At 70.2% G+C, this 19,819-nt stretch carries 22 protein-coding genes; 11 read left to right on the top strand and 11 right to left on the bottom strand.

Annotation, left to right across the window (positions count from 1 at the left end):
* Window positions 1–46 precede the first annotated feature (46 nt).
* The gene (locus VJN29_RS16950; RefSeq protein WP_324144812.1) at window positions 47–433 is read left to right on the top strand and encodes a DUF2695 domain-containing protein; all 387 of its coding nucleotides are present in this window, start codon (window positions 47–49) and stop codon (window positions 431–433) included.
* A gap of 39 nt (window positions 434–472) precedes the next feature.
* Here the strand turns inward: VJN29_RS16950 and VJN29_RS16945 are convergent, their stop codons facing one another.
* Window positions 473–1,198, bottom strand: a complete 726-nt coding sequence (locus tag VJN29_RS16945) for an MBL fold metallo-hydrolase (protein WP_324144811.1) — start codon at window positions 1,196–1,198, stop codon at window positions 473–475.
* Between the two features lie 82 nt (window positions 1,199–1,280).
* Here VJN29_RS16945 and VJN29_RS16940 point away from each other — a divergent pair, with 82 nt between their 5' ends.
* From VJN29_RS16940 to VJN29_RS16930, 3 genes are all read left to right on the top strand, one after another.
* Window positions 1,281–1,841 (top strand): TetR/AcrR family transcriptional regulator, encoded by a 561-nt coding sequence (locus VJN29_RS16940; protein ID WP_324144810.1) that lies wholly within the window; start codon window positions 1,281–1,283, stop codon window positions 1,839–1,841.
* A gap of 62 nt (window positions 1,842–1,903) precedes the next feature.
* Window positions 1,904–2,524 (top strand): L-threonylcarbamoyladenylate synthase, encoded by a 621-nt coding sequence (locus tag VJN29_RS16935; protein WP_324144809.1) that lies wholly within the window; start codon window positions 1,904–1,906, stop codon window positions 2,522–2,524.
* Between the two features lie 72 nt (window positions 2,525–2,596).
* Entirely contained in the window at window positions 2,597–3,754 is a 1,158-nt protein-coding gene (locus VJN29_RS16930) for a Fic family protein (RefSeq protein ID WP_324144808.1), read from the top strand.
* Window positions 3,755–3,861: 107 nt separating this feature from the next.
* Here VJN29_RS16930 and VJN29_RS16925 read toward each other — a convergent pair whose 3' ends face one another.
* A complete protein-coding gene (locus tag VJN29_RS16925; protein ID WP_324144807.1) occupies window positions 3,862–5,004 on the bottom strand; it encodes a methyltransferase domain-containing protein in 1,143 nt (380 codons plus the stop codon).
* A gap of 61 nt (window positions 5,005–5,065) precedes the next feature.
* Between VJN29_RS16925 and VJN29_RS16920 the strand changes: the two genes are divergently transcribed.
* Complete coding sequence (locus tag VJN29_RS16920; protein ID WP_324144806.1) at window positions 5,066–5,557, top strand: helix-turn-helix domain-containing protein; 492 nt, start codon at window positions 5,066–5,068, stop codon at window positions 5,555–5,557.
* A 125-nt stretch (window positions 5,558–5,682) separates the two neighbouring features.
* Here VJN29_RS16920 and VJN29_RS16915 read toward each other — a convergent pair whose 3' ends face one another.
* On the bottom strand, window positions 5,683–6,687 hold the full coding sequence (locus VJN29_RS16915; protein ID WP_324144805.1) for a M28 family metallopeptidase: 1,005 nt from the start codon (window positions 6,685–6,687) through the stop codon (window positions 5,683–5,685).
* A 115-nt stretch (window positions 6,688–6,802) separates the two neighbouring features.
* On the opposite strand from VJN29_RS16915, the gene VJN29_RS16910 reads away from it, so the two are divergent.
* The 3 genes from VJN29_RS16910 to VJN29_RS16900 all read left to right on the top strand — a co-directional run bounded on the left by VJN29_RS16910 (window position 6,803) and on the right by VJN29_RS16900 (window position 9,448).
* The gene (locus VJN29_RS16910) at window positions 6,803–7,528 is read left to right on the top strand and encodes a YwiC-like family protein (RefSeq protein ID WP_324144804.1); all 726 of its coding nucleotides are present in this window, start codon (window positions 6,803–6,805) and stop codon (window positions 7,526–7,528) included.
* A gap of 66 nt (window positions 7,529–7,594) precedes the next feature.
* On the top strand, window positions 7,595–8,983 hold the full coding sequence (locus VJN29_RS16905; protein ID WP_324144803.1) for an MFS transporter: 1,389 nt from the start codon (window positions 7,595–7,597) through the stop codon (window positions 8,981–8,983).
* Window positions 8,984–9,088: 105 nt separating this feature from the next.
* Window positions 9,089–9,448, top strand: a complete 360-nt coding sequence (locus tag VJN29_RS16900; protein ID WP_324144802.1) for an RNA polymerase-binding protein RbpA — start codon at window positions 9,089–9,091, stop codon at window positions 9,446–9,448.
* Window positions 9,449–9,574: 126 nt separating this feature from the next.
* Here the strand turns inward: VJN29_RS16900 and VJN29_RS16895 are convergent, their stop codons facing one another.
* From VJN29_RS16895 to VJN29_RS16865, 7 genes are all read right to left on the bottom strand, one after another.
* A complete protein-coding gene (locus tag VJN29_RS16895) occupies window positions 9,575–10,108 on the bottom strand; it encodes an FxsA family protein (RefSeq protein ID WP_324144801.1) in 534 nt (177 codons plus the stop codon).
* Window positions 10,105–10,911: a polyprenol monophosphomannose synthase gene (locus VJN29_RS16890; RefSeq protein ID WP_324144800.1), complete on the bottom strand. Its 807-nt coding sequence runs from the start codon at window positions 10,909–10,911 to the stop codon at window positions 10,105–10,107. The genes VJN29_RS16895 and VJN29_RS16890 overlap by 4 nt, the downstream gene beginning before the upstream one ends.
* A gap of 84 nt (window positions 10,912–10,995) precedes the next feature.
* Window positions 10,996–12,585 carry an apolipoprotein N-acyltransferase gene (gene lnt, locus VJN29_RS16885; protein WP_324144799.1) on the bottom strand — a complete coding sequence of 530 codons (1,590 nt, stop codon included), beginning with the start codon at window positions 12,583–12,585 and terminating at the stop codon, window positions 10,996–10,998.
* A gap of 29 nt (window positions 12,586–12,614) precedes the next feature.
* Entirely contained in the window at window positions 12,615–13,016 is a 402-nt protein-coding gene (locus VJN29_RS16880; RefSeq protein ID WP_324144798.1) for a hotdog domain-containing protein, read from the bottom strand.
* Entirely contained in the window at window positions 13,013–13,762 is a 750-nt protein-coding gene (locus VJN29_RS16875) for an OAM dimerization domain-containing protein (protein WP_324144797.1), read from the bottom strand. Before VJN29_RS16875 ends, VJN29_RS16880 begins: the two co-directional genes overlap by 4 nt.
* Window positions 13,759–15,408 (bottom strand): lysine 5,6-aminomutase subunit alpha, encoded by a 1,650-nt coding sequence (locus tag VJN29_RS16870; RefSeq protein WP_324144796.1) that lies wholly within the window; start codon window positions 15,406–15,408, stop codon window positions 13,759–13,761. The genes VJN29_RS16875 and VJN29_RS16870 overlap by 4 nt, the downstream gene beginning before the upstream one ends.
* A gap of 79 nt (window positions 15,409–15,487) precedes the next feature.
* Window positions 15,488–16,576 carry an L-erythro-3,5-diaminohexanoate dehydrogenase gene (locus VJN29_RS16865; RefSeq protein ID WP_324144795.1) on the bottom strand — a complete coding sequence of 363 codons (1,089 nt, stop codon included), beginning with the start codon at window positions 16,574–16,576 and terminating at the stop codon, window positions 15,488–15,490.
* Between the two features lie 88 nt (window positions 16,577–16,664).
* On the opposite strand from VJN29_RS16865, the gene VJN29_RS16860 reads away from it, so the two are divergent.
* From VJN29_RS16860 to ybaK, 3 genes are all read left to right on the top strand, one after another.
* A complete protein-coding gene (locus VJN29_RS16860; protein ID WP_324144794.1) occupies window positions 16,665–18,107 on the top strand; it encodes a lysine 2,3-aminomutase in 1,443 nt (480 codons plus the stop codon).
* A 75-nt stretch (window positions 18,108–18,182) separates the two neighbouring features.
* Window positions 18,183–18,800 (top strand): TetR/AcrR family transcriptional regulator, encoded by a 618-nt coding sequence (locus VJN29_RS16855; protein ID WP_324144793.1) that lies wholly within the window; start codon window positions 18,183–18,185, stop codon window positions 18,798–18,800.
* Between the two features lie 5 nt (window positions 18,801–18,805).
* Entirely contained in the window at window positions 18,806–19,321 is a 516-nt protein-coding gene (gene ybaK, locus VJN29_RS16850) for a Cys-tRNA(Pro) deacylase (protein WP_324144792.1), read from the top strand.
* Window positions 19,322–19,334: 13 nt separating this feature from the next.
* On the opposite strand, the gene VJN29_RS16845 is transcribed toward ybaK, so the two are convergent.
* Entirely contained in the window at window positions 19,335–19,790 is a 456-nt protein-coding gene (locus tag VJN29_RS16845) for an Lrp/AsnC family transcriptional regulator (RefSeq protein WP_324144791.1), read from the bottom strand.
* Window positions 19,791–19,819 lie beyond the last annotated feature (29 nt).

The raw sequence follows: 19,819 nt of genomic DNA, 5'->3' as shown, positions 1-19,819 counted from the left end.
GCGGCAGTAGTCGGCTCGCCACAGGCTGGCCGCGAAAGGGAGGACCATGTCCAACGTCACCCACATCTTCACCGGCAGCCCGATCGATCCCCACATCGGCGTCCTGCCCACACCCGGTGAGTGCTTGGCCTGCTTTGTCCACCGGATGACGGCAGCGGCGCGCTGCAGTGACTCGCTCGGCTGGGCCGAGCACTACCGTCTCGTTCGCGCGCGGCGTGCCGTGAGCCTGACGAAGCGCCTGTGTGGCCAAGGGGTGACGTGCGACTGTGCAGTCGTCACGGAGCTCTGGCGACCCAGCATCGCCCTCTGGAGGCGCGATGAGGCAACGGACGACCTCGAGCCGCCGAAGGAGCTGCCACCCTGCGGCGGCGTGAGGGCGGGCTCGACGAAGCCGTGCGCCCTGTGGGTGCCGGCCACGAGCCTCGCCCAGTGAGCCACCGGGCGCAGCCGGTGCGGGCACGAGGCTGGCCGTTCAGCGCGGGAGTGCGCCCGCCGCCGCACGCACCCGTCGAACGACCTCCGTCGTCCCTGCGTCGGAGGGCGCACCGTGGCCGGGCAGGACCCATCGCGCGTCCAGGCGAGCGAGCCGGTCCAGACTGCGCAGGGCCACCGCCTCGTCGTCGGTGAAGGGGGCCGGCTGCGGGCCGGTTCGTCCGGTGAGGACGTGGCGAGTGGTGAGCGCATCTCCGACCATCACGGCGTCGAGGGCCGGGAAGTGAACTGCGACGCTGCCGGGCGAGTGGCCGGGGAGGCCGACGATGCGTGGCGACCCGGGCAGGTCCAGGACGTCGCCGTCCGCCACCTCGCGGACCTCCCGCACATACCTGGTGCGCAAGCCGCCGTGCATGGCGGCGTAGGCGAAGAACCGCGCGGTCGCGCCAGGGCGCCATGGCCCGAAGCTGGCGTGCGCCTTCTCCTCCCCTCTCGCCCGCGACGCGTCGGCAGCGTGCACGTGCACGGGGACGTCCCGTTCGGCCCGGAGCCGCTCGGCGAAGCCGAGGTGGTCGGTGTCGCCGTGCGTCAACACGATGCCCTTCACGTCGTCGACGCTGCGGCCGAGCCGGGTCAGCTCCCGCACGAACTCCCGCCAGTGTCCACCGAGTCCAGCGTCCACCACGGTCACGCCGTCGTCGCCCACGACGAGGTAGGACGCGATGACGTCGTTGCCGACGCGGTGCACGGATGGGGCGATCTGCATGGGTTGCCTCCCGATGAACGTGGATGTAATGATGGCTACGATACTTAGCCATCAAGGCTAATGGCAATAGTTGAGGGGTCCGATGCCAGCACCGGGACGCACGTCCATCGACGCCATCGTCCGCGCCGCTGCGGAGCTGCTCGAGGCCAACGGCCCCGACGGCCTGTCCATGCAGGCGGTTGGGGCCACGGTCGGGGTGCGGGCGCCGTCGCTGTACAAGCACGTGCCGGGGCGCGCCGCGCTCGTGCGCCTCGTCGCCGCGGATGCGGCACGGGACATCGGGAGTCGGGTCGACGCGGCCGCTCCGCCGGGGATGCCGCCCCGAGCTGCGCTCGGAGCCGCCGTGCGCGCCCTCCGAAGCTTCGGAAGGGAGCGCCCTGCGGCGTTTCGGCTCGTCTTCAGCCCCGGCGATGAGGAGGCTCGGCCCGACCCGGAGATCCTGCGCCGGGCGGCCGCCACGGTGTTGCGGATCAGCACGGAGCTCGCGGGCCCCGAGCGTGCGCTGGAGGCTGCCCGGACGCTCACCGCCTGGGCCAGCGGGTTCGTGTCGATGGAGCTCGCTGACGCGTTCCGGATGGGCGGAGACGTCGACGCCGCCTTCGACTTCGGCATCGAGCGCCTCGCGGAGGCCCTCGCCGGTTGAGCACCGCTGGTTGAGCCCCCGCGGGAGCACGTGCCGAGAGGTCGACGTGGCAGGGTTGCGTCATGGCGAAGTACTTCGATGTCCACCCGGTCGACCCGCAGCCGAGGGCGATCGCCCAAGCCGTCCAGATCCTCCGTGACGGTGGGCTCGTCGCGTACCCGACGGACTCGTGCTTCGCGCTCGGATGCTCGCTCGACAACCAGGAGGGGAAGGATCGGATCCTGCGGATCCGGGGCCTCGACGAGCGGCACCACTTCACGCTCGTGTGCGCCGACTTCGCCCAGCTGGGGCAACTTGCCCAACTCGACAACGCCGTCTTCCGAGCGGTCAAGGCACACACGCCCGGGCCCTACACGTTCATCCTGCCGGCGACCAGGGAGGTGCCGCGCCGGCTGCTCCATCCGAAGAAGCGGACGGTCGGGGTGCGCATCCCGAACCACCCCGTCGTCCGGGAGCTGTTGCGTGCCCTGGGCGAGCCGATCCTCTCGAGCACGCTGCTGCTCCCCGGCGACGAGGAGCCGATGACGGACGGGTGGCAGATCAAGGACCGACTTGACCATGTCATCGACGCCGTCATCGACTCCGGCGAGTGCGGTCTCGAGCCGACCACGGTCGTCGACTACTCCGGCAGCTACCCGGAGATCGCCCGCGTCGGGGCAGGCGACCCAGCCGACTTCCTGTAACCTTGGTTAAGGATAGATACGTAACCTTAATCAGGAGGCCTCCCATTGCAGTGGCCGGCGACCAGTTCACAGGTGATCCCGTGGGCATCGCAGCCCGAGGGCATCGCGACGACCTCGAGGCGCGCGCGGCGCAGCATTCCGACGGACTACCAGCCGGCGGTCGTGCCGGAGATCGCCACGGTGGCGGTCGAGCTGCCGGGGGACGTGGCGGCCGACCTCGACGACGCGACCAGACTCCTCACCGCCTTCGATGCCGGGGGAGCGGGTGAGGTGGCACCGTTTGCCGCGATCCTGCTCCGCTCGGAGAGCGCGGCCAGCTCGCACATCGAGAACCTCACCTCGTCGGCACGAGCCCTGGCCGAGGCGGCGATCGGAGCAGGCGACCGGACCAACGCGGTCGCCATCCTCGCGAACGTCCGCACCATGCAGGCTGCGATGGACCTGGCGGGGGATCTGGACGTGGCATCCATCCTGTCGATGCACCGCGCCCTGATGACCGGTCAGCAGCGGCTCCGGCCCGGGCGCTGGCGAGAGGAGCAGGTCTGGGTCGGCGGGACCGGCCTGCATCCCGGTGACGCCGAGTTCGTGCCTCCGTTGGCCGCAGAGGTCCCGGACCTGATGAACGATCTCGTGGCGTTCCTGGACCGCGACGACGTGCCGCCGCTGGCCCTCGGGGCACTCGCCCATGCGCAGTTCGAGACGATCCACCCCTTCGCGGATGGCAACGGCAGGACCGGCCGAGCCCTGCTCCACGCGTCCCTGCTCAGCACCGGCGTGATCCACCGGGTCACCGTCCCGATCTCGGCCGGCCTCCTCGTGGCCAAGGACCGGTACTTCGCGGCGCTCGGCTCCTACCGAGCCGGCGATGCCGAGCCGATCCTTCGGTGCGTAGCAGACGCCGCCCGCGCCGGGGTCATGGTGGGCGAGGCGCTCGTCGACCGCCTCCGGGAGGTGCGGGGCGACTGGGACCGGCGCGTGGAGGCCCGGTCGGACTCCGCCGTGTGGCCCATCGCCGACCTGCTGCTGCGCCAGCCAGTCGTCACGGCGAAGCTCGTCATGGCCGACCTCGACGTGTCCGCGCCCACCGCACACGCAGCGCTGTCCCGTCTCGTGGACGCCGGTGTCCTCGTGGAATCGACGGGGTGGAAACGCAATCGCGTCTACCGATCGCCTGAGGTGCTCGAGGCCCTGGACGGTTACGCAGCGGGCCTCGGACGTCGCAGCCGGTGACTCCCTGTGACTCCTGACTGGCTCAACCCCAACCACCCGATCGAGTGAACAAGAACTGGGGACTTGTGGCCCGATTTCTGTTCACTCGATTGGGTTGAACTGGGGTCTCAGGTCCGGTGGAGGCGAACCATGACCTCGTGGTGGTTGCTCTGCGGGAACATGTCGAAGAGCCGAGCCTCGTGCGCGCGGAACGAGGGCATCGCGGCGAGGTCCCGCGCCAGTGAGTCGACGTTGCAGCTGGAGTAGACGACGTCCCGCACGTCCGACTCCTCCAGCCGACCGGCCAGGTCCGGCCCGATGCCCCGGCGAGGCGGATTGACGATGACCAGGTCGACCCCTGCCAGATCGGCGCCGACCTGGGCCGTGGCATCCGCCGTCGCGAAGCGGATCGGCCCGAGGTCCGGGTGCTGCCCCCGCAGGTCACTCGCACTGGCCACGGCGCTGTCGACGGCGTCAGGGGCCAGCTCGATCCCGACGACCACACGACCTGGGCCGGCGACGTGGAGAGCGAACCCGCCGACACCGCAGTAGAGATCCCACACGGAGCCGGGGGAGCGGTCCTCGACCCACTCGCGCGCCTGACGGTAGAGCGCGGCCGCCACAGCGGTGTTCGTCTGGAAGAAGCTGTTCGGTCGCAGGCCGAGCACGACGTCGTTGACGCGCATGGGCAGGGTGGAGCGTTCGGTCAGGACGAGCTCCGTCTCGCCCTCGAGGATGGCCTTGGGCTCGGGCTGGAGGTTCACCGAGACGACAGCGATGCCCGGCAGGGCCTCCACCAGCCGCGGCAGGGCCTTGCGGATCCTGGGGATCTCGTGGGCGGTCCGCAGGACGAAGCGGATCATCAGCTCGTCGTCGGGTGAGTGCGTGACGATCAGGTGCTTGAGCTGGCCGCGACGCGCGGCCACGTCGTAGGGCTCGAGGCGGAGCGAGTCGATGAGGTCGGCCAGAACGGGGAAGGTCCGGGTCAGGCCGGGCTCGTAGAGGCCGCACTCGCGGAGGTCGACGCCTCGCCCGGCATGGTCGAGGATGCCGAGGGTGACGGCTCCGGCCCGTCCCGCAATGACGAGCTTGGCCTTGTTCCGGAAAGCGGAGTCGGGTCCCGCCACGGCAGCCAACCACGTCAGGGCGGGGGCGACCCCGGCCAGGGCGGCAGCGCAGCGCTCCTGCTTGGAAGCGAGCTGAGCGGCATACGGCATGCCCATGAACGTGCAGGAGCGGCATCGGCCACGGTCGAAGTAGTCACACTGCATCGCGCCCAAGGGTAGCCCCGAGGCGATTTCGTCATGCAAGTCGCGCGCCTAGACTGGGCGCATGCTCGGCAAGACGTATGACTCGGAAGTGTGTTCGATGGCGCGCGCCCTGGAGGTCGTGGGGGAGCGCTGGAGCCTGCTCATCCTGCGAGACGCGCTGTTCGCGGGATCGACGCGATTCGGCGACTTCCAGCGCACGCTCGGGATCGCGACGAACGTCCTGGCGGCACGGCTCGAGGGATTCGTCGGGGCCGGGATCATGGAGCGTCGGCCGGGCGCCGGCCATCCGGGGACGCCGCAGTACGTCGTGACGGCCAAGGGACGCGACCTGGTCCCGGCGATCGTCGCGTTGACGCAGTGGGGCGACCGGTGGTCCGCTCCGGACGGACCGCCGATCGAGTACCGCCACACGGCGTGCGGCGAGGCAGTCACGAGCCGGCTCAGCTGCACCCGGTGCGGCGTCGTCGAGGACCCCGCCGAGGTGCGGGCCCAGCCCGGCCCGGGCATGCCTGCGGACGTGCTGGCCCGCAAGCGCAGCCTCCGGCACCTCTGACCGGCGCGATCAGGGGAGCGAATGAGCGCGCTCGGATCACCGAAGTGACATAATGTCGATTATCGGCGCCAGGCCATGCGAGGTCCAACAGGTGCAGAGGCCGGCTCTGCACCTCCCTACGGCCGTCACAGTACGTGCAGCCAAGTCCACACGACGCTGCCGGACCGGCCGAGCTGGCCCGGGTCGACGACGCCCGCGACGTCCCGCGACGAGTGGTACTGGTCGTACGGGACACTCCCGATCCGGGCTGCGGCGATGCCGACCCGCTCGAACGACACGTGGTCGCTCGCCCGGTTGACGCACGCCTTCGTCCGGATGGTCGCCGCGTCCCGCAGGTCGTCGGCCACCGCGGTCGACCCTCGGCCACCGTGGCACACCGGGACGGCCGTGGCGGCCCGCCCGACGCGGTCCAGGGACACCATCGCCCTGACCGCCTTGCGCTGCGCGGCATCGAGAGTGCCCACGAAGTGGCGCGACCCGAAGGCATACCACTGCCAGCCCGATCCCCGGGACTCCTCGGCACCGAACGCGACGAGGCGCACCGGGAGCCTCGCGGGCTGCTCGCGGAGCATTCTGGCGAGCTCCACGATGACCGCCACGCCCGACGCGTTGTCCTCGGCGCCCGGGGCCCGCGGCACGGTGTCGAGGTGCGCGCCGAGCACGACGTGCGGTCGCCGGGCATCGAAGCCGGGCGGATCCGCGATGACGTTCACCGTCTTGCCCCCCGCAACCCTGACGCCCCAGGACACGCCCGCAGGCACGGGCACCTCCTGCCGGCGCACCGTGTAGCCCAGGTCGGTGAACTCGTCCGCCACGAGGCTGGCAGCGCGTCGGTAGGCCTTGCTCACGGCGTCCCTGGGGCCGATCTCGGCCAGGCGCTCGACAAGGTCGCGGGCGGCGGAGGCATCGAACGGTCGGGCGATCCGCTTCGAGGGCCTGACTGAGGATGGCGTCGTCACCGTCGGCGCGGGAGTCGGCTCCGTGGTCGCCATCATGGCCGGCGGGCTGGACGTCCGTCGGTCGCTCGATGAGAGGGGCGCAGGCGTGGCAGCAGCGCACGCACTGAGAAGGGCCACGAGCGCGACGACGGCGCCGAGGACCTTGACCTGACGGGACTGGTGAAACGGCATGCGCCACCACCGTACGACGCGGTGTCAAGCGCGACGGGAGATGCCGGCCGTGCGGTGGCGAAACTCACGGGTAACCGGCGCCAGGAGCCGTCCGCGCCACGATTAGGCTCGAAGCGTGAGCAGGTCGCGCAGTCCCGGCTGGGTGCCCAACCAGCACGGCGCGTGGGCCATGCTCGCCTCTCCCCTGGCCGTCGGCATCCTCGCCGGCGGACCGGCGTGGGTGCACGTGCCGCTCACGGCCTTGTGGTTCGTCGGCTACTTCGCCTTCTTCGCGACCAGCCTGTGGCTCAAGGCACGCCGACGTCCGCGCTACTGGCCACCGGTTCGGGCCTACGGCACCGGTGCGGCGCTGCTCGGCCTCGTGACGTTGGCCGTGCAGCCGAGTCTCATCGCCTGGGCCCCGCTGTTCATCGTGCCTCTCGGCGTGGGCCTGTGGGCTGCGGCGGCTCGACGTGAGCGGGAGCTGCTCTCGGGTCTGGTGACCGTCGTGGGCTCGGGACTGATGACGGTCGTCGCCTACGCGGCGGGACCCGGCACCGACCTGCAGCGCGCCTGGCTGCTGGCCCTGACCCAGTTCCTGTACTTCGCCGGAACGGTCTTCTACGTCAAGTCGGCGATCCGTGAGCGGGGCAACCGGCGTTTCCTCGGTGTCAGCATCGCCGCCCATGCGGTGGCCACCGTGGTCGTCCTCACCTTCTCCCCGTGGCTCGCTCTGGTCTTCCTCCTGCTGACCGTCCGTGCCGCCGTCGTGCCCGGGCTGGGGTTCACTCCCAAGCAGCTCGGCATCGGCGAGGTCGTGTCGACGCTGGTCGTCGCGGTCGTCTCGTTGGTCACGGTCTGACCCAGTCGCGCAAACGTGACGTGTCCGGCATCCAGGCCCGGGCGACGGTGTGCGAGAGTGCGTCGCATGACCGACGTCGCCGTCAACGAGCCCGTCAACGCGGCCCGCCCCGAGACCAGGGAACAGCGGGCCTGGTACTGGTACGACTGGGCCAACTCGGCCTACGTCACGACGACCGCGACGGTCCTCATGGGCCCCTACCTCACCCACGTCGCCACCCAGAGCGTGTGCCCGGGCATCGAGGACGACACCGCCTGCACCACCAACCTCGACGTCCTGGGCATCCCGATCTCCCCCGGCTCGGTCTACGCGTACACCGTGACCCTCGCGACGATTGTGTCCGCCCTCTTCCTCGTGCTCATCGGAGCCGTCGCCGACCGCAGCCCTCGGCCCACCCGGCTCTTCGCGGGCTTCGCCTGGGCGGGGGCCCTCGCCGGCAGCCTCATGTTCTTCATCGCCGGGACGAACTGGCAGCTCGGTGTCGTCCTGACCATCGGGGCGAGCCTCTGCCTCGGCGCTTCCCTGGTCATCTATGACTCGATCCTCAACCGCATCGCGAACGAGAACGAGCGGGACCGGGTCTCCTCCAAGGGCTGGGCCCTGGGCTACCTCGGCGGCGGACTCCTGCTGGCGATCAACTTCGCGATGCTGACCTTCAAGGAGCAGCTCGGCCTCGACACGGTCATGGCGACGCGGATCAGCCTGCTCATGGCGGGCCTGTGGTGGGCCGGCTTCACGATCATCCCGGTGCGCGGCCTGGCCCACCTCACCGGAACGGTCGGCACGCCCGTCGACCGCAAGGCCGGTGTCGTCGGCGGCAGCTTCAAGCAGCTCGCGACCACCTTCCGCGAGCTGCGCCTCTACCCGCAGACGATGCTCTTCCTGCTCGCCTACCTCTTCTTCAACGACGGCATCCAGACGGTCATCGGCAACTCCAGCCTCTATGGACAGAGGGAGCTCGGGTTCACCCAGGAGACGGTGCTCGGTCTGTTCCTCTTCGTCCAGTTCGTCGCGTTCTTCGGTGCGCGGCTCTTCGGTGCCGCCGCCGCCCGGGTCGGTGCGTGGCGGTCGGTGCTGGCCGGGATCGCCCTGTGGAGCCTGGTCGTCATCATCGCCTTCTTCGTCCCCGCCCAGGCCATTGCGCTCTTCTTCGCGCTCGGCTTCCTCATCGGCATCGTGCTCGGCGGGACCCAGGCTCTCTCCCGGTCCCTCTACAGCCAGCTCATCCCGCGCGGCAAGGAGGCCGAGTTCTTCGGCTTCTACCAGGCCATGGAACGCGGCACGAGCTGGCTCGGGACACTGGCCTTCGGGCTGGTCTACCAGTTCACTCACAGCTACCGCTGGGCGATCGTCGTGCTCATCTTCTTCTTTGTCGTGGGCGGTCTGCTGCTCGCCAAGGTGGACATGCGCCGTGGCATCGAGGAGGCCGGCAACCCCGTCCCGGTCATCGTCTGATATCACATTGCGGGAACAACGCAACCGTCTGGCTCGTTCAAGCGTCTGTGAGGGTAGGTACCTGCGGGGTACAGGCCAAGAACAGACTTCTTGGGAGGGGTCCAGATGGCAGATCGAGCACTACGAGGTTCCAACCTCGGCACACGCAGCTTCGAGAGTGACGAGAACGTCGTCCCCAGTGAGCGGATGCTCACCGTCTACGTCTGCCCCGATGGCCACCGGACCGAGCTGCCCTTCTCCGTCGAGGCGGAGGTGCCCGCGACGTGGGAGTGCCGCTGCGGCCTCGAGGCCCGTCTGCAGGGTGGCCCGGAGCCGGAGTCCAAGCCGGTCAAGCACCAGCGCACCCACTGGGACATGCTGCTCGAGCGTCGTTCCATCCCCGAGCTCGAGGAGCTCCTCGAGGAGCGCCTGACGCTCCTTCGCGAGTCCCGCGGTGAGAAGCCGCGCCGCAAGAAGTCGGCCTGACCCTCACCGCGTCGCCAGACGAGCCCGCCCCGTTCGTGGGGGTGGGCTCGTGGCGTTTTATCGCCCCGTATGCCGCTGGGCCGGCTCGTGCGCCCCACGGTGAGTCTGCACACTCGACGCTTTGCGCTACTCGTCGATGATCTCGCCCTCGACGATGTCGCCGCCGGAGGGGGGCGAACGACGAGGTGCATCGGGGCGACCTGACTCGGGCCCGACGCCCGGGTCACCGAAACCGGAGACCATGCCGAGGTAGGGCGACTGCGCGATGAGCCGACGGCTGATGACCGTCTCCAGCAGCCGGCGTGCCACGGGCCGCGTGAACGGCAGGACGAGGACGAACCCGACGATGTCCGTGAGGAATCCCGGCGTCAGGAGCAGGGTGCCGCCGATGAGGATGAGCATGCCGTCGGCCAGCTCACGGGCCGGCATGCGCCCGCTCTGCAACGCCTGCGTCAGGGCGACCCAGGCGCGCGCCCCCTCGAGCCGGATGAGCCAGGCGCCGAGGAGCGAGATGGCGACGAGGAGGAAGAACGTCTGCCAGCCACCAATGGCCTGCCCGACCGCGATGAGGGTCATGACCTCCAGAATCGGGACGATGAGCAGGAGCAGTGCCGCGATCCGGGTCGGTCGCAGGCGTCCTCGGCGCGGCGCGGTGCTCATCGCTGCCGCTCCGCGCCCAATGTCGGCTCGACGGGCCGTCCGAGGGCGCGTTGCGCGAGCGAGCGGGCCTGCCCGGTCCGGTACTCGAGGCCCCACCTCGTGACGTTGGTGAGGGCTTCGCGAACGATGTCCTTGCCCATCTTCGAGACGCCGACCTCGCGCTCGACGAAGGTGATCGGCACCTCCACGACCGTGAGCCCGGCTCGGACGGCGCGCAGCGTCAGGTCGATCTGGAAGCAGTACCCCTGTGACTCGACGCCTTCGAGGTCCATCGCCCGCAACGCGCTGGTGCGGTAGGCGCGGAAGCCGGCTGTCGCGTCGTTGACCCGCATGCCGAGCAGCACCTTCGTGTAGGCGTTGGCGCCGACCGAGAGGGCCTTGCGGCGGGCCGGCCAGTTGCGGACCGCTCCCCCACGCACCCAGCGAGCCCCGATGACGAGGTCCGCGTCATGGAGCGCGGCGAGCAGCGCGGGCAGCTGTTCCGGCTGGTGCGACCCGTCGGCGTCGATCTCGACGGCAGCGTCGTAGCCCTCGTCCATCGCCAGGGCGAACCCAGCGAGATACGCGCGCCCGAGACCCTCCTTGCCCTCCCGGTGCAGGACCCGGATCCTCGGGTCCGCGGCGGCGAGCGTGTCGGCGACATCGCCCGTGCCGTCGGGCGAGTTGTCGTCGAGGATGACGAGGTCGGCGTCCGGCACGCTGGTGCGCAGGCGGGAGACGATCCGCGGCAGGTTCTCCCGCTCGTTGTACGTCGGGATGAGCACCGCGACTCGCCCAATCGGCTCACGTGTCGTCGAGGTCATCCCATTTCCTTGGCTCGATCTTCCTTGGCTTGATCTTCCCAAGCTCGATTCGGTGTGCCCCACCCGCAGCGCGGGAGCGGGGGCTCAGTCATCGTAGGGCCGCACCCGCCCGTCACTCGCACCACCGTGGCGGACCCCGTCGCGTCCCCGTGTCGAGTCAACGCGCATCCGGCCGGGGGCGTTCCATCGCTGTCTCAGCCCGAGCATCACGATGAGCGCCAGCAGGGCCGCCCATTCGGGGCCCTCGCCCAACCGGGTGGCGAGCGTCTTCGAGTCCCGCAGTGGGAGGTCGCCGCGGACGACGGCCCGGGTGAACAAGGAGGTGACCTGGTGTGCGGTCCCGTCGGGGGTGATGAGGGCACTCTGGCCGACGGTGGACACGTGGACGACGGACCGACCGAACTCCATCGCCCGCAGTCGGCTGATCGCCAGCTGCTGCGGCGACTCGGCCGTGTAACCGAAGGTGGCATTGTTCGTCTGGACGACGAGGACGTTGGCGCCGGCGTCGACGACGTCACGCATGATGTCGTCATAGGCGACCTCGAAGCAGATCGACAGACCGGTCCGGATCGTCTGGCCGGACGCCGTCGGGACGGTGAAGAGACCGACCTCCGAACCGGGGTAGAAGTCGCGCCGTACCAGGTCCACCTGGTCGCTGAAGAGGCGCCAGAAGGCACGGTTGGGGATGTACTCGCCGAACGGCACCGGGTGGCGCTTGACGTACCGGTCCGTCTCGCCCTTGCCCGGCTCGAAGAGGAGGGAGACGTTGGAGACGTAGCCCTCCGGCTCCTCCAGCAGGCCACCGACGATGAGGGGGACGCCGATCCGGTCCACGGTGTTGCGGATCAGCTGGTTGGCGTCCAGGTTGCGCAGCGGGTCGATGTCGGACGCGTTCTCGGGCCACACGTAGAGGTCGGGGGTCGGCTGCCCGCCTGCGCCCTCGCCAGCCGCGGCGAGCGTCGCGTTGACGTGGTTGTCGAGCACCGCGCGCCGCTCGGCGTTGAAGTCGAGGCCGGGGCGGGGCACGTTGCCCTGGACACCGACGAACTGCGCCGTCGGCCCCTCGGTCGGCAGCGGTACCAGCAACCCCGACAGAGCCAGCCCCACGGCGAGGGCAGCGGGGAGCGCGAGCGAGCTGAGCGGCATACGGCCAAGGGCGCGAGACGCGACCACGGCGAGAAGGGCACCGGCGAGCGCGAGGGCGAACCCGACGAAGGGGGCTCCGCCGAGCGACGCGAGGTGCCCGAAGGGCGAGTCCGCCTGTGAGAACGCGAGCTTGACCCACGGGAAGCCGCCATAGGGCGCCCTCGCACGCAGGCCCTCGACGACGACCCAGACCACTGCGAACGCGACAGGTCGGACCGTGCCCGAGTGGCCCGGCCGGGACAGCCAGGCATACAGGACGCCGACGAGGCCGAAGAAGAGCGCCTGGAGCGCCGCGAGGGCGATCCACGGCAGGTTGCCGACGTAGACCCCTGCCCAGTGCAGGGTTGGCAGGAAGAACGCGAGACCGGCCAGGAAACCCAGGCCAAAGCCGGCACGGGGACGGACCCCGGTGATGACCAGCGCCAGCAGGGCCAAGGACACGGGCGCGGCGACCCAGACGTCGAAGGTCGGGAAGGCGAGGCACAGCACTCCCCCACTGACGAGGGCACCCACGACGCGACGCAGCACGGGGTTACCGTATGCCGCTGGGCTGGGTCTCAGGGGACGACGACCACGCCACGCGCCGTGGTTGCCACGATGGGCGGGTCCAGCAGGTCGGCGGCCGACGGGCCCCGGTCGGAGCTGCCCCGTCCCACCACCCGGACCTCGAAGGCCATCTCGCGACTGCGGCTGCCGACCCGGACGATCTCCGCCGAGATCTCGATGACGTCGCCGGCTCGCACCGGGGCCTTGAACTGGACGTCACTGTAGGAGGCGAAGAGCCCCTCGTCCCCGTCGGTCATGATGCACATCTCGGTTGCGACGTCGCCGAACGCCGCGAGCGAGTAGGCGCCGTCGACGAGGTTGCCGGCATAGTGGGCGTGGCTGTAGGGCACATAGCGCCGGTGCGTGACCCGCCTGCCCACCTCGGCCCGTGAAGATCGTGCTGGCTCGCTCATGTCCTGCCTGCCTTTCGGGTCGTCATCTCGTGGACGAGGTAGCTCGCGACCTCCGAGGGCGTGGTCCCCCGCCCGAAGATCCGATCGATGCCCAAGGGAGCCTCCGAACCCTCCTCGAACCGGGGACCGCCGGCGACGAGGATGGGCACCGTCCCGGCGGGGGACGCCTCGCGGAACGCGGCCGACATCTGCATCGTGTTGTGGATGTGCGCGTCCTTCTGGGTGACGACCTGGCTGACGAGGACGGCGTCGGCCTTCTCCTCCTTCGCACGGGCGACGAGCTCCGGGACGAGCACCTGGGCTCCGAGGTTGACCACCGTGATCTCGGAGTAGGACTCGAGGCCCTTCTCCCCCGCGAACCCCTTGATGTTGAGGATCGCGTCGATGCCGACGGTGTGCGCGTCGGTGCCGATGCAGGCCCCGACCACGACGAGCGGGCGGCGCAGCGTGCGCTTGATCGCCGCGTTCGCCTCCTTGGCGGTGAGCAGCGGGTACTCACGCTCGACGACGTGGACGTCGTCGAGGTTGACGAGGTGGTGGACGCTGCCATAGACGACGAAGAAGGTGAAGTCCGGGCCCATCGCCTTGGTGTGGACGATGAGGGCCGGGTCGAGGCCCATCTTCCGGGCCAGCTGCAGGGCGGCCCCCTCGGCGCGCTTGTCGTGCGGGACGGGCAGGGTGAACGACAGCTGGACCATGCCATCGCCGGTCGTGTCGCCGTAGGGACGAATGATGGTGCCGCTCAACGGTTCACGACCTCCTTGGCGGGAACTGCCGACGCTGCCGTATGCCGCTGGGCGGGCTTGGGCGTGCCCGCATCGAGGGCTGAGATGGCGGGGTTGTCATACCCGGGAGCTCGCTCGACCACCCCGTCCAGGCCCTTGCCGCCGTTCGCGGGACGCTTCATCAGGCCGAACGTGCCGTCCGCGATGGCGGCGAGGAGGGCTGGGTCGCCGGCGGCGTCGGAGTCGTGGACGATGCGCTCGAGCAGGTCGACCGCCTCGTCGAGGACCTGCCTCGCCCGGGTCTGGATGAAACCGTCACGGGGCGGGTGGAAGTCCTCGGCCAGGCCGCCCGCGGCGTTCATGACGTACCGGACGTTCTGCAGGGCCAGGTCCCGGTCCGAGAGGAAGGGCGTGACGACGGCCTCGGTCATCATGCCGACGAGGAGAATGCCCTGGCCGGTCATCGCGCCGACGAGGTTGAAGAAGCCGTCGAGCAGGTAGCCCCGGAAGATGTCCCCGGTCATGTGCTTCGTCGGGGGCATCCACTTCAGCGGAGCCCTGGGGAACAGCTCGCGAGCCAGGAGGGCGTGGGCGAGCTCGAGGCGGAAGCTGTCGGGCAGGTCCGGGTTGATCTCGAAGGCGTGGCCCAGGCCGAGCTGCCAGTCCTCGAGGCCGGCCTCCTTGGCGAACCGTTCGTTGAGCAGCTGGCTGACGGTGACGGTGTGCGCGGCCTCCACGGCATCCGCTGTCGTCAGGTAGTTGTCCTCACCCGTGTTGATGATGATCCCGGCCCGCGCGTGGATCTGGCGGGAGAAGCGCTGGTCGACGAAGGTCCGGATCGGGTTGATGTCGCGGAAGAGGATGCCGTACATGGAGTCGTTGAGCATCATGTCGAGCCGCTCCATGCCGGCGAGCGCTGCGATCTCGGGCATGCACAGGCCGGAGGCGTAGTTCGTGAGGCGCACGTACCGGCCCAGCTCCTTGCTCACGTCGTCGAGGGCGGCGCGCATGAGCCGGAAGTTCTCCTGCGTGGCGTAGGTGCCGGCGAAGCCCTCCCGGGTCGCACCCTCCGGGACGTAGTCGAGCAGCGACTGTCCGGTGGACCGGATCACCGCGATGACGTCGGCCCCCTCCCGGGCGGCCGCCTGGGCCTGTGGGATGTCCTCGTGGATGTCCCCGGTCGCGACGATGAGGTAGATCCACGGGTTCTGCTTCGGGTCGCCGAGCCGGGCGACGAGACGCTCGCGGGTCCGTCGGGCCGCATCGATCCGCTTCAGGCCGACGGAGACGCCGCGGGCTGCGGCGCGTCGGGCGGCCGTCTCCTCGCGCCCGGCGGGGAGCCGGAAGGAGACGTTGCCGCTGGAGGCCTTCTGGGCGAGCGTCGGCAGGTCCGGGGCCTGCCCCCGCAGCAACGCGTCGTGGACCGGAGTCGTCACGCCGTGCTCGAGGCCGACCTGGTCGCGGACTGCCTCGACGAGGTGGTTGACCCAGGGCACTCGCTCGTGGTCCGCCCCCGCCAGCCCGGCGAGCCGGAGCGTGGCCCGTTCGACGGACACCGTGGTGTGCCGCTTCGCGATCGAGACGACCGGGCCTGCCGCCCGACGGGCCAGCTGGCGGGCCCTGCGGACGACGGCGGGATCGAGTTCGAGACGGGCGGGAGAAGTCACGGTGTCAGCCTAGCCAACGCCGAAGTTCCTCCTGCCACGATGCCTCCCGACCGCAAGATCATCACCGGTGCGCCGTCCACTAGTCGACTGCGAGCCGCCGCTCGAAGAGGTCGCGGACGGCCGCGTTCTGGCGGACCAGGTCAAGGGCCAGCTCGGCGTGCCCGGGTACGAAGCCATTGCCGATCAGCATGCGCACGTCCGACGCGAGGCCCTCGGCGCCCAGGGCCGCCGCCGCGAAGTTGGTCGCCATGCTGAAGAAGATGATCGTCCCGCCCTGTGCGGTGGCCAGGATCGCGGGCTGCTCACACCCGGGTACGTCGACGCACACGACCGTCACGTCGGCCGGCCCGCCCGCGGCCTCCACGGCACGGCTCAACCCGAGCGGGGACCGGGCATCAGCCACGACGACCTCGTCGGCCAGCCCCGTCGGCTCGAGCAGCTCATGTTCCCGGTCGCTGGGCACGACCGCGATCAGGCGCCCGGCACCGGCGCGACGTGCCGCCGCGAGCGACAACGAGCCCGACTTGCCCGCCCCGCCGAGAACGGCGACGGTGAGCGGTCGGGGCCCAGCGGCATACGACTGCATGTACTCCCCCACCACGCGCTCGACGAGGGCCGGCGCTCCGCACACGTCCATCACCATGAGGGCGAGCCGCGGGTCGAGGTCATCGGGAAGGCGCGCCGCGATGGTGCGGCCGAAGAGGATGGCGTGGCCCTCGGCCGGGACCTGCTCCGAGCGCCCGTCCCATCGGGCAAGGCCGTCAGCGATGCTGAGCGGCGTGAGCGAGAGCGAGACCAGCGTCGCGACGCGGTCCCCCACCTGCAGACCGGCTCGACTCTCGGGACCCACCTCCGCCACGGTGCCGATGAGCATGCCGCCGGAGCCGGTGACCGGGTTCTGCATCTTCCCGCGGTCGGCGATGATCGCGAGCACCTCCGACCGGACCGCGTCGCCGTCGAGAACGCCCTCCGTGGTGTGCTTCTCGGCGAGCTGGCGGAAGGAGGCCGCGTCGAGGTTGAGGGTGTCCACGTCGATCCGGACCTCGTCCGGCCACAGCTCGGGTCGCGTGTCGAGCCGTCGCGCCGCCTGCGGGAGCGTGATCGCGTCGCCACTCGGGGCGAGCACCCGGTGCAGGCCGACGGGCGAGGAGGGCAGGTCACGATTCACGATCGATCCTTCGGTCTGAAGCGGCTTGAACAGAAGATCCTCCGGCAGCATAGAAGATTCGATAACGAAATTTCGGTATCGTGAGGGCATGACGATGGTTGAACAGCCCTACGTGTACCAGCAGCGTGAGCTCGTGGAGCCCGACTGGACGCGCCTCCCCGGCTGGCGGGGCGTGACCCAGGCGGACTGGGACAACGCCCAGTGGCAGCGGGTCAACTGCGTACGCAACCTCAAGCAGCTCCGGGCGCTCATGGGCGACCTGCTCGACGACCGGTTCTACGCCGACCTCGAGAGGGACCAGGCCGAGCGCGCGACGATGTCGATGCTCGTGCCGCCGCAGATGCTCAACACCATGGTCCCCTCCACCGACACGCCGATGCCGGCGGCGGGCCACGACTTCACGGAGGCGTTCTACGCCGACCCGATCCGGCGCTACATGCTGCCGGTCTTCTCGGACCGGCGCACCGACTGGCCGTCGCACCCGCATGCCTCCCGTGACTCGCTGCACGAGCACGACATGTGGGTCGCCGAGGGCCTGACGCACCGCTATCCCACCAAGGTCCTCGCCGAGCTGCTGCCGACGTGCCCGCAGTACTGCGGCCACTGCACCCGCATGGACCTCGTCGGCAACTCGACGCCGCAGGTGAACAAGCTGAAGTTCGACCTCAAGCCGGTCGACCGCTACGACGCGATGCTGACCTACCTGCGCGACACCCCGGCGGTCCGGGACGTCGTGGTCTCGGGTGGCGACGTCGCCAACATGCCGTGGAAGAACCTCGAGGCGTTCCTCGACCGGCTGCTCGAGATCGAGAACATCCGCGACATCCGGCTGGCCACCAAGGCGCTCATGGGCCTGCCCCAGCACTGGTTCGCCGAGGACGTCGTCGAGGGCGTCGCCCGGGTCGCCACGAAGGCCCGGGCCCGCGGCGTCTCGCTCGCGATCCACACCCACGTCAACAACGCCCAGTCGATCACCCCCTCGGTGGCCCGGGCGTCGAAGGCGATGCTCGAGGCCGGCGTCCGCGACGTGCGCAACCAGGGCGTGCTCATGCGAGGGGTCAACGACACCACCGAGCAGCTGCTCGACCTGTGCTTCGCCCTGACGGACGGCGCCATGATCACGCCTTACTACTTCTACATGTGCGACATGATCCCGTTCGCCGAACACTGGAGGCTGTCGCTCGCGGAGGCACAGCACCTGCAGCACTCGATCCTGGGCTACCTGCCCGGCTTCGCGACCCCTCGGATCGTCTGCGACGTGCCGTTCGTCGGCAAGCGCTGGGTCCACCAGCAGGACGAGTACGACACCGAGCGGGGAATCTCGTACTGGCGCAAGAACTACCGGACCTCCATCGAGGGAGAGGACACGGCAGCGCTCTCCCGTGAGTACGTCTACTACGACCCGATCTACACGCTTCCCCAGTCGGGGCAGCAGTGGTGGCGCGACGCGGTCGACCACGACACGGTCATGGCGGCCGCTGCCGAGCGGGCTGCTGCCAGCCGTGCCACCGCCGAGTCCCAGCTCGTCTGACGCGGCTCGCCTGCCATCGGCTCAGGCACTGGGCGGCGTCCGTGTGCCCGTCCGCGTCACCCCTAGACTGCGCTCGTGACCGCCAAGCCGCCCGCCCGGACCCGGATGCCTCGCGCCGAACGCGAGACGCAGATGCTCGAGGTGGCGGAGCGAGTCTTCGGTGCACGCGGGTTCCAGGCGGCGACGATGGACGAGATCGCCGAGCAGGTCGGGGTGACCAAACCGCTCATCTACGACTACTTCGGCTCGAAGGAGGGCCTGCTCGCGGCCACCATCGAGCGGGCGAGACACCAGCTCCTCGCCGAGGTCATCACGGCGTGGGAGTCGAACCCTGACGCGACGCCGCGCCTTCGCGTCCGCGCGGTCATCACCGCCTTCTTCGACTTCATCGACGAGCACGACCGGGGCTTTGCGCTCCTGCGCACCGAGGGCTCGCTCATCGGCGAGGCGGCCGCGTCGGTGGAGCGCATCAGGCAGCAGACCGCCAAGGCGCTCGCTGAGGGCATCACGATGCTGCCTGGCTTCGCGGAGGTTCCATCGCGGCGCCTCGTACCGCTCGTCGAAGTCATCATCGGAGGCATCGAGCGGCTCGCGGCCTACCGCAGTGAGAGCCCCGGCATGTCGGCGCAGGAGGCGGCCGAGATCGTCGTCACGACGACCTGGGACGGACTGGCCTCGCTCGCCAGGGCCTGAGCCGCGTGGCCCGCTCACCACGGAGGGACGGCCAGCGGTCCGGGGCGGGACCCACCACGCCGGCGACGCTCGCCCTGGACGCCCTGGGCATCGCCTACACCGGGCACACCTACCAGCACGACCCCGCCGCGATCGCCTACGGGGACGAGGCCGCCCGTGCGCTCGGCGTCCCTGCGGACCGCATCTTCAAGACCCTGCTCGTCGACACCGGCGACGGCCTCGCCGTCGCCGTCGTCCCGGTGGCTGGTCAGCTGGACCTCAAGGGGACGGCGGCGGCGTTGGGCGTCAAGGCGGTTCGCATGGCGGACCCAGCGGATGCCGCCCGGAGCACCGGATACGTCCTGGGCGGCATCTCCCCCATCGGCCAGCGCCGACGGCTGCCCTCCGTGGTCGACGACTCGGCCTCCAGCCACGACACCGTGTACGTCTCGGGCGGTCGCCGTGGCTTCCAGGTCGAGTTGGCCCCCGACGACCTGCTCCGGGCCACAGCTGGCTCCTGGGCCGCCATCAGACGGGCCTGACTCTCACGGGGCCTCACGGAGCCGGGCGCTCGGCAGCGCTGCTGCGACCCTCCCACGGCGTGGACAGGACGACCGTGGTCCGCGTGGAGACGCTCGCCGCGGTTCGGATCCTGGCGAGCAGGTCCTCCAGAGCTCCGGGCGTCGAGGTGCGCACAGTGAGGATGTAGCTCTCGACGCCCGCGACCGAGTAGCAGGCCTCGATCTCGCCGATGTCCCTGAGCCTCTCCGGGACGTCGTCAGGCGCGCTCGGGTCGAACGGCGTGACCGAGATGAGGGCCGTCAGTGGTAGCGACAGTGCCTCTGGCGACACGGTCGCGGAGTAGCCGGTGATGACGCCGCGTTCCTCGAGTCGCCGGACCCGCTGGTGCACCGCCGACGTGGACAGGCCGGTCGCCCGGCCCAGATTCGTGAAGCTCATGCGCCCGTCGGCGAGGAGCAGCCCGACGAGCCGACGGTCGAGGTCTTCCATGCTCGAAACCCTAGTCGCACGGACCTCGA

Origin of the sequence: Intrasporangium sp., from assembly GCF_035280925.1 — a bacterium.
Taxonomy (GTDB): domain Bacteria; phylum Actinomycetota; class Actinomycetes; order Actinomycetales; family Dermatophilaceae; genus Intrasporangium.
The sequence above is the reverse complement of the archived record's forward strand: the minus strand, read 5'-3'. Positions and strand labels throughout refer to the sequence as shown.